This window comes from Pseudonocardia sp. 2-7, assembly GCF_056341085.1.
In genome coordinates, this window is the sequence record NZ_CP094507.1 from 5,082,777 (window position 1) to 5,096,124 (window position 13,348).

Genomic DNA, 13,348 nt, shown 5'->3' on the forward strand with positions numbered 1-13,348 from the left:
GGCGGGACGACCGGGACACGCCGAGGATCCGGGGGTCCCCGCGCCGAGACGGGACCGGTGGCACGATCGTCGGTTCGTGCCCGGAGCCGGCCGCACGCGGTGCGCGACCCCGCGGGCCGGTCGGGGGCAGAAAAAGGGCCGGGGCCGTCGTCCCCCGAGACGACGACCCCGGCCTTGGAACCGCTCGTCCGCTCCCCAGCGACGGGCGGTGGGTCTTGTGCTGTAAAGGGTCTACCCCTCCACACCAGAAAGTATTCCTCTCCGACGACCGGCAGTCCAGATCACGACGGATGTCCGCCGTGATCTACCTCTTTCGGCCGAACGGACACCCCCTAGGACGTCGCCCGCGGTGAGATCGTTGCCCCGACGGCCGATGACATAGCTCACACTTTCGGCGCAGCCGCACGTCCGCGCGAGTGGTGGGCCCGTCGCACAGCGCGATCCCGCTCGCAGCACCCGGACGCCCGTTCCGGTCCGCCCGGCTCCGCGGGTCACCGCCCGGCGCGCCGGGCCGCGGCCACCGGACACCGGGTCACGGGGCGTCGAGCAGCCAGACCGCGACCTGCTCGCCGTCGGCGACGGAGGTGGTGTCGGCGGGCAGGTCGATCAGGCAGTCGGCCCGGGCGAGCGCCGCGATCAGGTGCGACCCGGTGGACCCCACCTCGGACACGGTCCCGGCGGCGGCGTCGAGCAGGCCGCGCCGGAACTGGCGGCGCCCCGCGGGCGAGGCCAGCGCACCGGACAGCCGGGCGGTCACCACCGGCCGCGCCGGCGCGGGGTGCCCGGCCGCCGCCCGGAGCGCGGGCCGGACGAACACCTCGAACGAGACCTGGGAGCTCACCGGGTTCCCGGGCAGGGTGACGGTGGCGACCCCGGTCCCGCCCAGCTCGAGCCGGCCGCAGCCCTGCGGACCGCCGGGCTGCATCGCGACCTTGCCGAACTCCACGCCGTGGCCGGTCATGGCGTCCTTGACGACCTCGTAGGCGCCGGCGCTCACGCCGCCGGAGGTGAGGACGAGGTCCACGCCGTCGCCGACCTTCTCCGCGAGCACCGCGCGGAACCGCTCGACGTCGTCGGGGACGAAGGACAGCTGCTCAGCCGTCGCGCCGGCCTCCCGGACCGCGACGGCCAGCATCGTGCCGTTGGACTCGTAGATCTGCCCGGGCTCCAGCGTGCCCCCCGGGGCGACGAGCTCCGAGCCGGTGGACAGCACGAGCACGTGCGGGCGACGGCGGACCGGCAGCTCCGCCCGGCCCACGGCGGCGGCGAGCCCGATCTGGGGCGCGGCCAGCACCGTCCCGGCCCGCAGCACGACGGCACCCGACGCGGCGTCCTCACCGGCCCGGCGGACGAACGCGCCCGGCTGCGGGGCCTCGTGGATCCGGACGCGGTCGAGCCCGCCACCGGGACCGGCGTCGGTCTGCTCGACCGGCACGATCGCGTCCGCGCCCTCGGGCACGGGGGCACCCGTCATGATCCTGGCCACCGTGCCCGGCGCCAGCGCGGGGACGTCGGTGCGCCCGGCCGGGATGTCGGCCGCGACCGGGAGCTCCACCGGCGAGGCAGCCGAGGCGCCGGCGAGGTCGGCCGCACGGACCGCGTAGCCGTCCATCGCGGAGTTGTCGAAGGGCGGCAGCGCGACGCCCGCCGTCAGGTCCTCGGCCAGCACCCGGCCGCTCGCGGCGGCCAGCGCGACCGGCTCGGTCCCGGTCGGCGGCAGCAGGGCCGCGACCGCGGCGGCGTGCTCGGAGACGGTGCGCGGACCGGCCTGCGACCAGGTGCTCATGGCCCCATCCTGCCCGCCGTCGCGGACGGCCCGCAGCCCGGCGGGGTCCGCTTGCACTCACCACGGGCGAGTGCTAGAAACGGGCTCAGCATCCACTGGCACTCGTGTCCGTGGAGTGCCAAGGTCGGGTCGGTGAGTCCGGCGCAGGGTTGCCGGGCGTCCGTCGCGGGCACCGCATCCGATCACTCGACTCACCTCTATCGGAGGGCAACACCCCCATGGCGAAGCAGATCGCGTTCGACGAGGAGGCCCGTCGGGGCCTCGAGCGGGGCATGAACACCCTCGCCGACGCCGTCAAGGTGACGCTGGGCCCGAAGGGCCGCAACGTCGTGCTCGAGAAGAAGTGGGGCGCGCCGACCATCACCAACGACGGTGTGTCGATCGCCAAGGAGATCGAGCTCGAGGACTCCTGGGAGAAGATCGGCGCCGAGCTGGTGAAGGAGGTCGCCAAGAAGACCGACGACATCGCGGGCGACGGCACCACCACCGCCACCGTGCTGGCCCAGGCGCTGGTCCGTGAGGGCCTGCGCAACGTGGCCGCCGGCGCCAACCCGATGTCGCTCAAGCGCGGCATCGAGAAGGCCACCGAGGCCGTCTCCCAGGCGCTGCTGAAGTCGGCCAAGGAGATCGAGACCAAGGAGCAGATCGCTGCCACGGCCTCCATCTCCGCCGCCGACCCGCAGATCGGTGAGCTCATCGCCGAGGCGATGGACAAGGTCGGCAAGGAAGGCGTCATCACGGTCGAGGAGTCGCAGACCTTCGGGCTCGAGCTCGAGCTCACCGAGGGCATGCGCTTCGACAAGGGCTACATCTCGCCCTACTTCGTGACCGACGCCGAGCGCATGGAGGTCGAGCTGGAGGACCCGTACGTCCTCCTCGTCTCCTCCAAGATCTCGACCGTCAAGGACCTGCTCCCGCTGCTGGAGAAGGTCATGCAGTCGGGCAAGCCGCTCGCCATCATCGCCGAGGACGTCGAGGGCGAGGCCCTGGCCACCCTGGTCGTCAACAAGATCCGCGGCACCTTCAAGTCCGTCGCCGTCAAGGCCCCGGGCTTCGGTGACCGCCGCGAGGCGATGCTGGCCGACATGGCCATCCTGACCGGTGGCGAGGTCATCTCGGAGAAGGTCGGCCTCAAGCTCGACACCGCCGACCTGTCCCTGCTGGGCACCGCCCGCAAGGTCGTCGTGACCAAGGACGAGACCACCATCGTCGACGGCGCCGGTGACGCCGACCAGATCGCCGGCCGGGTCAACCAGATCCGCGCCGAGATCGACCGCACCGACTCCGACTACGACCGCGAGAAGCTCCAGGAGCGCCTCGCCAAGCTGGCCGGCGGCGTCGCCGTCATCAAGGCCGGCGCGGCCACCGAGGTCGAGCTCAAGGAGCGCAAGCACCGCATCGAGGACGCCGTCCGCAACGCGAAGGCGGCCGTCGAGGAGGGCATCGTCGCCGGCGGCGGCGTGGCGCTCATCCAGGCCGGTGCCGGCCTGTTCGAGGGCCTCGGCCTGGACGGTGACGAGGCCACCGGCGCGAACATCGTCAAGGTCGCGCTGGAGGCCCCGCTCAAGCAGATCGCGGTCAACGCCGGCCTCGAGGGCGGCGTCGTCGCGGAGAAGGTCCGCAACCTGCCCACCGGTGAGGGCCTCGACGCCGCCACCGGCGAGTACAAGGACCTCATCAAGGCCGGGATCATCGACCCCGCCAAGGTGACCCGCTCGGCGCTGCAGAACGCGGCCTCGATCGCGGCCCTGTTCCTCACCACCGAGGCGGTCATCGCCGACAAGCCGGAGAAGGGCGGCGGCGCCCCCGCCGACCCGACCGGTGGCATGGGCGGCATGGACTTCTGATCGGTCCTGCCTCACCAGGCACACAGCACCACCCCGCGGGGGCGGTACCGGTTCGCCGGTGCCGCCCCCGCGGCGCGTCCGGGGGCCGCCGTCACCCCAGGGCGACGACGGCCGCGCGGGCCCGCTCCCTTAGCGCCGTCACCAGCTCCGGCGGGTCCAGCACCCGCACGTCCGGCAGCAGCGGCCACAACGCCCGCCCGGCGTGGACGAGGTCCCCGAACGCGGCGACGACCTCGGTCGTCCCGTCCCGTGTCCGCTCCTCGTCCACGGTGACGGCCGACAGCGCGTCGCGGCGGTCGGCGGGCAGCACGAGGTGGACCCGGATCCCGGGCCGCCGCGCCCGGAAGTCCTCCCGGCGGCGCAACCACAGCTCCTCCAGGTCGACGCCCTCGGGCCGGTGCGCGGGCTCGGCCAGCGGCTCGGCCTTCTCGATCCGCGACACCCGGTAGGTGCGGTCGTCCCCGTCGCGCAGCGCCAGCAGATACCAGCGCCCCGACGCCTGGACCAGCCCGACCGGGTCGACGACGCGTTCGGCGGCGGGCCCGGGCTGCGCGCCCGGCCGGGTCCCGGTCCGGTAGCGGATGCGGAGCCGGACCCCGCCGAACACCGCGCGCTGGACGGCGGTGAGCACGTCGGTGGTCGCGCCGTCGTCGGTGTCGCGCAGCCAGCCACCACGCCGGACCAGCACCCGTCCGGCGGCGTCGGTGGCCTGTTCCCGGGCGGCGTCCGGCAGCGCGGCGACGATCTTGCGCATGGCCGAGGCGAACTCCGGCCCCAGCCCGATCGCGCCGGGCGTCGACGTCGCGCCGGAGCCGAGCAGCGCGACCGCCTCCCCCGGGGTCAGACCGGTGAGGTCGGTGGTGAAGCCCGGCAGCAGTGCGAAGCCGCCGTGCCTGCCGCGTTCGGCGTAGACCGGGATGCCCGCGGCCGACAGTGCCTCGACGTCGCGCAGCACGGTGCGCTCGGAGACCTCCAGCTCGCGCGCGAGCACGGCGGCGGTGGTCCGGCCGCGGTGGCGCAGCAGGAGCACGAGGGACAGGAGCCGGTCGGCGCGCACGTCCCGGAGAATGGCATGGAATCACGACAGAAGGTGTCGGGTATCGCAGGCACGCTGGCGCCCATGACGAATCCGACGCTCACCACCGACCCCCGCCCCGCCTACCTGGCCGCCCTCGACTGGGTCGCCGGCCTCGCCCGGGCCGTGCCCGCCGACCGGATGGCCGACCCCACGCCCTGCGACGACTTCGACGTCCGCACCCTGCTCGCGCACCTGGTCACGACACTGCGCAGACCGGCGGCGCTCGCCGCCGGGACCGACCCGATGGCCGCCCCGCTGGTCAGCGACGACGTCCTCGACGACCCGGTGTCGGCCTACGTCGACGAGGCGGCGGCGCTGCAGGCCGTCTGGTCCGGCCCGGGCGGCGAGGCGCTGCTCGACCGGGTCGCGCGGCTGCCGTTCGGCGAGGTCCCGGCGCGGGCCGCGCTGGCCGTGTACCTGAACGAGACGCTGGTGCACGGCTGGGACCTGGCCGTCGCCACCGGGCAGGACCCGGAGGCCGACCGGGAGCTGGCGACGACGGCGCTCGCCACCGCCCACGCGTACCTGCCCGCCGAGCGGCGTGGCGGTCCGGTGCCGTTCGGCCCGGTCGTGGAGCACCGCCCGGAGGCGGGGCCGACCGAGCGGCTGGCGAACTGGTCGGGCCGGGTGTCGACGGGCTGGGTGGGCTGACGGGCCGGGCGGGCCGGGCGGACCGACGGGCTCCGGCGTCGCGGCTCCCCCTCGTGAGCCGCGACGCCGGAGCCCCCCGCCCACCCCACCGGCTCAGGCAGCCGGTGCGATCAGCCAGGCGGCGAGGTAGACCAGTGCCGCCGCGCCACCGGTGACCAGGGTCAGGACGAGGACCGCGATGCGCAGCAGCGCGGCGTCCGCACCCAGGTCGGCGGCGAGACCGCCGCAGACTCCGCCGAGCATCCGGTCGGTGCTGCTGCGCCGGAGCCGGAACGCGGCGACGCGGTCGCCGATCCCCTGCGCCGTCGTCCGGGTCCCGGCGCCGCCGTACGGTGCGCCCGCGGTGTACGGCGCCCCCGTCGTGTACGGCGCCCCGGCGCCCGGACCGGGGTGGGCGGTCCCGGGGTCCGCGGCGGCGTCCGGGCCCGCGTCGGAGGGACCGGCGCCGGTGGGCGGGACCTCGGGTCCCGCGGTGCCGGCGCCCGCGGTGCCGGCGCCCGCGGTACCGGCGCCTTCCGGCATGCCGGAGGTGGCGGCGCCGAGCGGTCCGGGGTCGGTCGCGTCGGAGCCGGTGGCCGCCGCGGCGACCGGCACCCGGTCGGTCACCGCGGCGTCGTCGGCTCCGGTCGAGGCGTCGTGGACGTCGGTCCCGGTGGGTGCCGTACCGGTCGTGCTCGCGTTGTTCTCCATGGCTCCAGGCTGTCGCCCCGGCGCGCGCCGGGACTCGGGACGAGCCCGGAGACCGACCCGGAACCGGGACCGCCCCGTCTCAGGGGCACGCCCCGCGCGTCCCGGGGTCGCGGCGCCGCTCAGCCCGGCGGACGGGGCCCGGGCGGGGGGTGGCCGGGCGGCGGCTCGACCGGGCCGCGCTGCTCCGGCGGGGCCGCGGACGGCGGGCCCGGCCGGTGCGGCGGGTCGGGCACCTGCCGGTCCCGCATGCGCACCACCCGGCCGAGCACCAGCGCGACGACGACCGACAGGACCAGCCACGCCCCGATCCCGACGAGGATCCACAGGGCGGTCGACATGTGCCCTCCCCGGCCGTCGCGGACCGCACCAGTGTGCCCGTGATCGGCGCCGTACGGAGGCCCCCGATCCGGGGGGCGGGCTCAGCCGGCGTCGGGCAGGGCGGGGCCGAGGAGGTCGTCGGCGTCGACGATCCGGTAGGCGTAGCCCTGCTCGGCGAGGAAGCGCTGCCGGTGCGCGGCGTAGTCGGTGTCCACGGTGTCGCGGGACACCACCGAGTAGAAGTGCGCCTGGCGGCCGTCGTTCTTCGGGCGCAGCAGGCGCCCGAGCCGCTGGGCCTCCTCCTGCCGGGACCCGAACGTGCCGCTGACCTGCACCGCGATCGTCGCCTCGGGCAGGTCGATGGAGAAGTTCGCGACCTTGGAGACCACGAGGGTGTCGATCTCGCCGCGGCGGAACGCGTCGAACAGCTTCTCCCGCTCCTTGTTGCGGGTCGAGCCCTGGATCACCGGGGCACCGAGCTTCTCCCCCAGCGCGTCGAGCTGCTCGAGATAGGCCCCGATGACCAGCGTCTGCTCGCCCTTGTGCCGGTCCAGGATCGCCTGCACGACGTTGAGCTTGGTGTTCGCCGTCGACGCCGTCCGGTAGCGCTCCTCGGAGTCCGCCGTCGCGTAGGACATGCGCTCGGCGTCGGTCAGCGTCACCCGCACCTCGATGCACTCGGCGGGCGCGATCCAGCCCTGCGCCTCGATGTCGCGCCACGGGGCGTCGTAGCGCTTCGGGCCGATCAGGGAGAACACGTCGCCCTCGCGGCCGTCCTCGCGGACCAGGGTCGCGGTGAGGCCGAGCCTGCGGCGGGACTGCAGGTCCGCCGTCATCCGGAAGACCGGCGCCGGGAGGAGGTGCACCTCGTCGTAGACGACCAGGCCCCAGTCTCGGGAGTCGAACAGCTCCAGGTGCTTGTACTCGCCCTTGGTCTTGCGGGTGACGACCTGGTACGTGGCGATGGTGACCGGGCGGATCTCCTTCTTCTCGCCCGAGTACTCGCCGATCTCCTCCTCGGTCAGCGACGTCCGCGCGATCAGCTCGCGCTTCCACTGCCGCCCGGAGACGGTGTTGGTCACCAGGATCAGGGTCGTCGCGCCCGCCTTGGCCATCGCGGCCGCACCGACGAGGGTCTTGCCCGCGCCGCAGGGCAGCACGACCACCCCGGAGCCGCCCTCCCAGAACCCGTCGACCGCGTGGCGCTGGTAGTCCCGCAGCGTCCAGCCGTCCTGCTCCAGCTCGATGGGGTGGGCCTCGCCGTCGACGTACCCGGCGAGGTCCTCGGCGGGCCAGCCGACCTTCAGCAGCGCCTGCTTGAGGTGCCCGCGCTCGGACGGGTGCACGACGACGGTGTCGTCGTCGAGCCGCGCGCCCAGCATCGGGCTGATCTTCTTCTGCCGGAGGATCTCCTCCAGGACGGCGCGGTCCAGCGCGGTGAGGACGAGGCCGTGCGCGGGGTGGTGGGACAGCTGCAGCCGGCCGTAGCGCCCCATCGTGTCGACGACGTCGACCAGCAGCGGCTGCGGGACCGGGTAGCGGGCCCAGCGGACCAGCGCGTCGACGACCTGCTCGGCGTCGTGCCCGGCCGCGCGCGCGTTCCAGAGGGCCAGCGGGGTGACCCGGTAGGTGTGGACGTGCTCGGGTGCCCGCTCCAGCTCGGCGAAGGGCGCGATGGCCGCACGGGCCGCCGCGGAGTCGGGGTGGTCCACCTCGAGCAGCAGCGTCTTGTCGGACTGGACGATCAGGGGGCCGTCGGTCACGGAACGAATCCTCTCGAGGCCGGGGAACGGAGCTGTGCGGGTCCGCCGGACGCCGAGCGGAGACGAGCGGTCGGCGTGTGTCACGTCACGTGACCATGAGGCAACCGGCCCTACGCCACTCGGGAGACGAGGGTTCCGGGGGCTAGACTCGGCAGCCGTCCGTCACGCACAGACGGGACCCGGCACGATCATATCCGTCCGACTCCCCCGGGACGCGGCAACCGCCGCCCCGTGTCGGTCGTGGTGTGGTCGAGCGGTTCCCGTCGTGACCCCGAAAGGCGCACCGGACCAGCTGATGCTCCCCGACCTCGTGCCCGCCGCGCCGCCCGTCCCCGGACCGGAGACCGACAGGGAGATCTCGCCGTGACCACCGTGACCAGCACGGAACGCCCGAGCACGTGGTCGGAGCGACTCGACCCGCGGAACTGGAGCCTGGTCGCCAAGCTGGCGGTCGTCGGTCTGGTGCCCACGGTCCTCGCCCTGTCCATCGGCGCCGTCCGCGTCGTCGACCAGGCCAACGTGGCCGAGGAGCTCGGCCGCGGCAGCGGCCTGGTCGACGTGCACCGCCAGATCGAGACGCTGACCGGCGCACTGCAGACCGAGCGCGACGCCGCGGTCCGCTTCGTGGCGGGCAACCGGCTCGGTGACCGGGCCGCCGTCGACCGGGCGCAGGCCACGACCGACCAGGCGCTGCAGGCCACCACGGCGGGGCTCGACACCGCCGAGCAGCAGGCCCCCGACCTGGCCACGGCCCGCCGGCAGGCGGACACCACGCTGGGCCAGCTGCCGGTCATCCGGTCGCAGGTCGCCGAGGGGCCGACCGCGGCCGCCGACCTCACCGGCCGCTACACCGCGGTCGTCCAGCGCACGCTGGGGCTGGACCGGGCGCTGGTGGGGCGGCTGCAGACCGCCGACACCGCCGGCCTGACCACGGCGATCGCCGCCGGGTCGAGCGCCCGCGAGGCCCTGCAGCTCGAGCGCACCGTGATCGGTGGCGCGCTCGCCGCGGGGACGCTGGAGGAGCAGCAGCGCGCACAGGCCACCGGGGCCGAGGCCTCGTTCCAGGCCGCGGCCGGTGACTTCCAGTCGTCGCTGACGCCGGAGCAGGCCGAGTCCTTCGGGAACTTCGGTGCGGGCCAGGCGAACGGCGAGCGCAACGCGCTGCGTGACCAGGCACTCTCGGTCCCGCCGGGGGTCGCGCCGCCGGTCGACCCGAGCGCGTGGAACGCCGCCGTCGACCGGTCCGTCGCCGCGGTGGACCAGTCCACCGCCGCCGCCGAGCAGGCGTTCGTCGACGGCCGGGCCGCGGCCGCCGAGCAGGCGGGCAACACCGCGGGCCTCAACTCCGTGCTGCTGATGCTCACGATCCTGCTGACCGCGGGCATCATCCTGCTGCTGGGCCGTCAGATGGTCCGTTCGCTGCGCCTGCTGCGCAGCTCGGCGCTCGAGGTCGCGGAGCAGAAGCTGCCCGCGGCGGTGCAGAGCATGCGGTCCGGGCAGGCACCGAACGCACTCGTCGAGCCGGTCCCGCTGGACAGCCGCGACGAGATCGGCCAGGTGGCGCGGGCCTTCGACGCCGTGCACGGCCAGGCGATCCGCCTCGCCGCCGACCAGGCCGCGCTGCAGCAGAACGTCAACTCGATGTTCGTCAACCTCTCCCGCCGTTCGCAGGCGCTCGTCGAGCGCCAGCTGCAGCTGATCGAACAGCTGGAGAGCAACGAGCAGGACCCGGACCAGCTGTCGAACCTGTTCCAGCTGGACCACCTCGCGACACGTATGCGCCGCAACAGCGAGAACCTGCTGGTCCTCGCGGGCACCGACCTGGCGAAGCGGAACGTTGCGCCGGTGCAGGTCGTCGACGTCCTGCGGGCCGCGGTGTCGGAGGTCGAGCAGTACCAGCGGGTCGTCGTGCAGACCCCGCCGAACGCGACGATCGCCGGTCGCGCCGCGAACGACCTCGTCCACCTGCTCGCCGAGCTGCTGGACAACGCGACGAACTTCTCGCCGCCGGACTCGCAGGTCGTCATGTCGACGACCCGCACCGCCGACGAGTCGCTGCTGGTCGAGATCTCCGACCGCGGTGTCGGCATGACCGACTCCGAGCTGGTCGACGCCAACCAGCGTCTGTCCGGCCCGGCCGAGGTCGACGTGTCGGCCTCCCGGCGGATGGGCCTGTTCGTGGTCGGCCGGCTGGCCGCACGGCACCGCGTCGGCGTCCGGCTCGCCTCGGCCGCGGTCGGCGGCGGCTCGGGTGGGCTGAGCGCCTCGGTGACCGTCCCGCCGCAGCTGGTGCCCTCCGCGCAGCTGCCCGAGCAGCGCCGCGACGGCGACCCGGGCAGCTGGGGCGGCGTGCCGCCCCAGCTTGGCGAGCAGCAGGCCCCGCAGCCGGCCCCGGCGCTGACCGGCGGCGGAGCGCCCGACGGGCCCCGGCCGGACTCCCCGGTCGCGGTGAACGGGAACGGTCGCGGAGGGTCGCTGCCGTCGATGGTCGCGGGCTCCGACGGCCCGATGACCCCGACCTTCGAGACCGGCACGCCCTCGTCCACGACGGCGCGCAACGGTTCGGCCTCGAGCCTGCCGACGCGCCGTCCGGGGTCGTCGCTGACGAAGAACGCGGCCCCCGGCGACGCCGGCGGGCAGACCGCCGACGGGTCGGCCCCGACCCTGAACGGGTCCGCCCCACAGGGTCTGTCGGCCTTCGCGCCGTCGCAGGACGGCGCACACGACGGGCGGACCCCGGCCGACGTCTTCACCCCGGCCGACGAGGCCGGCTCCGGTCCCGCCGACGGCGACGCCCCGCACGGCGCCGAGGCCTTCCGGGGCACCGGCCCGGCCCCGTCCGGCGACGGTGACGGCCCGTCCGACGACACGGGCACCGGCGCCGGATCCCTCACGGACACCGAGGACACCGAGGCCGCGGTCCCCGCCGACGGCACCGACCACACCGACACCGACGGTGACGCGGACCGCTCCGGCGGCACCGCAGCCCCGTCGGCCGCCGCCGCGCTCGGGCTGGCGGGTGCCGCTGCGGCGGCCGCCGCGGCCCGGGTCCGCGCCGACCGCGACATGGACGACACCGTCGTCCTGGACCGGGCGATCGGTGACGGCCCCGAGGACCACCGGCGGACCCCGGCCGGCGACGAGGGCTCCGGGGAGACCGACGCCGACGCCGTCACCGAGGACGGTCCGGACGGGACCGACCCGGACACCGACGGCTCCGTGGACTCCCGCGCCACCGACGGGGACACCGACCGGAACACCGAGGGGACCGCCCCGGAGGAGACACCGCTCGCGGCCCGGACGAACGGCATCGCGCCGTTCCCTCCGGCCCCGGGCGACCGCACCGACGCCCGCAGGACCGACGGTCACGCCCACGACGGGACCGGAGCCGCGGACGCGGCAGGCACCGACGTGAGCGCCCCGTCCGGCCACACCCCGTCCGACGACACCGACGTCGACGCCACCGGGGTCGACGCCACCGGGGTCGGCGCCACCGGGGCGGGCAGCACCGCGACCGACCCCGCCGAGGACGACACCACCGGCACGGCCGCGTCCGCGGACGCCCCCGGGACCGGCGCCGACGGCGACCGTCCCGCGGACACCGCGTCCGTGGACGGCGCAGCCGCGGACAACGGCTCCGGGGAAACCGGATCCGGGGACGGCGGCTCCGCCGGTACCGAACCCGAGACCGCGGCACTCCCGACGATCCGCCCGTCCGGCCGTACACCGATGGGCGGGCCGCTCCCGGCCCGCACCAACGGGTCCCGTCCCTCCCCGTCGCGACGCCCGGTCATGCCGGCCCGCGGCGCCGGACCGACGCTGCCCACCCGTGGGCCCGGCCGCCAGGGCCCGCCCCCGGCACCGGCCCGCGGACCGCAGCAGCCCGCCCCCCAGCAGGCGCAGCCGGTCCAGCAGGCGCAGCACCCGGAGGCTCCGCAGGAGCGTCCGGTGCAGCAGGCGCCGGGCCGGCAGGCGCCCGCACCGCTGCCGAAGCGGGAGGGTGGCCGGGCCGCGGGCCCGGCGGGCCTGGCCGCGAACGCCGCCGGTTCCTCGCAGGACGCGCTGTTCGCACCGAAGGTGCCCGTCGAGGGCGACCGGGGTCAGCTCCGGCGCCCCGGGGCCGTCGAGTCGGCCCGGGCCCAGACCGGGTTCGACATGGGTCAGACCACCCCGATCTTCGACGACATCGCCTCGGCCTGGTTCCGCTCGAACCGCTCGGTGCCGGTCCGCTGGCAGGACGGCGCCGGCCCGAACGACGGCGCCCCGGCGGGTGCCGCGGCCCCCGCCGCGGCCGACGCCCCGGCGCCCCCGTCGGGCTTCGCCTCCCCCGCCGACGACGTCTGGCGTCAGGCCCGCGAGGCCACCGACGGCGACGAGTCGGAGACCGCCGGTGACGACCTGACGACCGCCGGACTGCCCAAGCGACGCCCGCGGGCGCGACTGCTCCCGGGCAGTGCGGCAGGATCGACCGTGCTCAGCCCCGCTCCGGCGGAGCCGAGGGACGCCGAGAGCGTCCGTGGCCGTCTCGCCAGCTACCAGCAGGGCGTGCGTCAGGGCCGGGAGAGCGCCTCCGGTGTCCGCCGCAACGCACTGGCCGGCACGACGGACACGGTCGACGGCGACTCCGAGCAGCACGACCCGCAGGACCAGCACGACCGGCAGGGCACCCGAGCCCCGCAGGACACCACCGCGACCGGCACCCCCGAGCCCGCCGCGGACCGACCGAACTCGTCCGACCCCGAGGAGAACCAGTGAGGGCACCGCAGGCACAGCCGAGCCAGAGCCGTTTCGGCTGGCTGGTCACCAACTTCGCGGAGCGCGTCCCGGGTGTCGCGCACGCCATCGTGGTGTCGACCGACGGGCTGCTGCTGACCGCATCCGACCGGCTGCCGCGCGACCGGGCCGACCAGCTCGCCGCCGTCGCATCCGGTCTGGTCAGCCTGACCCAGGGCGCCGCGCGCTGCTTCGACGCCGGTGGCGTCGTGCAGACCGTCGTCGAGATGGACCGCGGGATCGTGCTGCTCATGTCGATCAGCGACGGCTCCTGCCTGGCCGTGCTCGCCTCGCCGAGCTGCGACATCGGCCTCGTCGGCTACGAGATGACGCTGCTGGTCGACCGGGTCGGCCAGCTGCTCACCCCGGAGCTGCGCGCCGAGCTGCAGGGTTCGTTCGGGCCCTGAGGCCGCGACTCCGGACCCTCAGGACGCGTTACCGT

At 75.3% G+C, this 13,348-nt stretch carries 9 protein-coding genes; 4 read left to right on the plus strand and 5 right to left on the minus strand.

Annotation, left to right across the window (positions count from 1 at the left end):
• Nucleotides 1-532: 532 nt before the first annotated feature.
• Nucleotides 533-1,786: a molybdopterin molybdotransferase MoeA gene (gene moeA, locus MTO91_RS24515; protein WP_346109298.1), complete on the minus strand. Its 1,254-nt coding sequence runs from the start codon at nt 1,784-1,786 to the stop codon at nt 533-535.
• Between the two features lie 218 nt (nt 1,787-2,004).
• Between moeA and groL the strand changes: the two genes are divergently transcribed.
• A complete protein-coding gene (gene groL, locus MTO91_RS24520) occupies nt 2,005-3,633 on the plus strand; it encodes a chaperonin GroEL (protein WP_020622657.1) in 1,629 nt (542 codons plus the stop codon).
• Between the two features lie 91 nt (nt 3,634-3,724).
• Here groL and MTO91_RS24525 read toward each other — a convergent pair whose 3' ends face one another.
• Nucleotides 3,725-4,690, minus strand: coding sequence for a helix-turn-helix transcriptional regulator (locus MTO91_RS24525; protein WP_405421459.1), 966 nt, complete (start codon nt 4,688-4,690; stop codon nt 3,725-3,727).
• Nucleotides 4,691-4,753: 63 nt separating this feature from the next.
• Here MTO91_RS24525 and MTO91_RS24530 point away from each other — a divergent pair, with 63 nt between their 5' ends.
• Nucleotides 4,754-5,362, plus strand: coding sequence for a TIGR03086 family metal-binding protein (locus MTO91_RS24530; RefSeq protein WP_476652938.1), 609 nt, complete (start codon nt 4,754-4,756; stop codon nt 5,360-5,362).
• Between the two features lie 93 nt (nt 5,363-5,455).
• Here MTO91_RS24530 and MTO91_RS24535 read toward each other — a convergent pair whose 3' ends face one another.
• The 3 genes from MTO91_RS24535 to MTO91_RS24545 all read right to left on the minus strand — a co-directional run bounded on the left by MTO91_RS24535 (nt 5,456) and on the right by MTO91_RS24545 (nt 8,133).
• The gene (locus MTO91_RS24535) at nt 5,456-6,052 is read right to left on the minus strand and encodes a PspC domain-containing protein (RefSeq protein ID WP_476652940.1); all 597 of its coding nucleotides are present in this window, start codon (nt 6,050-6,052) and stop codon (nt 5,456-5,458) included.
• 119 nt (nt 6,053-6,171) lie between these two features.
• Nucleotides 6,172-6,390: a hypothetical protein gene (locus MTO91_RS24540; RefSeq protein WP_476652941.1), complete on the minus strand. Its 219-nt coding sequence runs from the start codon at nt 6,388-6,390 to the stop codon at nt 6,172-6,174.
• Between the two features lie 81 nt (nt 6,391-6,471).
• On the minus strand, nt 6,472-8,133 hold the full coding sequence (locus tag MTO91_RS24545) for a DNA repair helicase XPB (RefSeq protein WP_253069366.1): 1,662 nt from the start codon (nt 8,131-8,133) through the stop codon (nt 6,472-6,474).
• A gap of 363 nt (nt 8,134-8,496) precedes the next feature.
• Between MTO91_RS24545 and MTO91_RS24550 the strand changes: the two genes are divergently transcribed.
• Both MTO91_RS24550 and MTO91_RS24555 read left to right on the plus strand, forming a co-directional pair.
• The gene (locus tag MTO91_RS24550) at nt 8,497-12,888 is read left to right on the plus strand and encodes a nitrate- and nitrite sensing domain-containing protein (RefSeq protein WP_476652942.1); all 4,392 of its coding nucleotides are present in this window, start codon (nt 8,497-8,499) and stop codon (nt 12,886-12,888) included.
• The gene (locus MTO91_RS24555) at nt 12,885-13,313 is read left to right on the plus strand and encodes a roadblock/LC7 domain-containing protein (RefSeq protein ID WP_020623626.1); all 429 of its coding nucleotides are present in this window, start codon (nt 12,885-12,887) and stop codon (nt 13,311-13,313) included. The genes MTO91_RS24550 and MTO91_RS24555 overlap by 4 nt, the downstream gene beginning before the upstream one ends.
• The last annotated feature ends 35 nt before the right edge of the window (nt 13,314-13,348 follow it).

What these genes read in the sequence shown, in the direction of transcription:
- MTO91_RS24535 (WP_476652940.1), bottom strand. Translation starts at nt 6,052, where the DNA reads ATGGAGAACAACGCGAGCACGACCGGTACGGCACCCACCGGGACCGAC.
- groL (WP_020622657.1), top strand. Translation starts at nt 2,005, where the DNA reads ATGGCGAAGCAGATCGCGTTCGACGAGGAGGCCCGTCGGGGCCTCGAG.
- MTO91_RS24540 (WP_476652941.1), bottom strand. Translation starts at nt 6,390, where the DNA reads ATGTCGACCGCCCTGTGGATCCTCGTCGGGATCGGGGCGTGGCTGGTC.
- moeA (WP_346109298.1), bottom strand. Translation starts at nt 1,786, where the DNA reads ATGAGCACCTGGTCGCAGGCCGGTCCGCGCACCGTCTCCGAGCACGCC.
- MTO91_RS24530 (WP_476652938.1), top strand. Translation starts at nt 4,754, where the DNA reads ATGACGAATCCGACGCTCACCACCGACCCCCGCCCCGCCTACCTGGCC.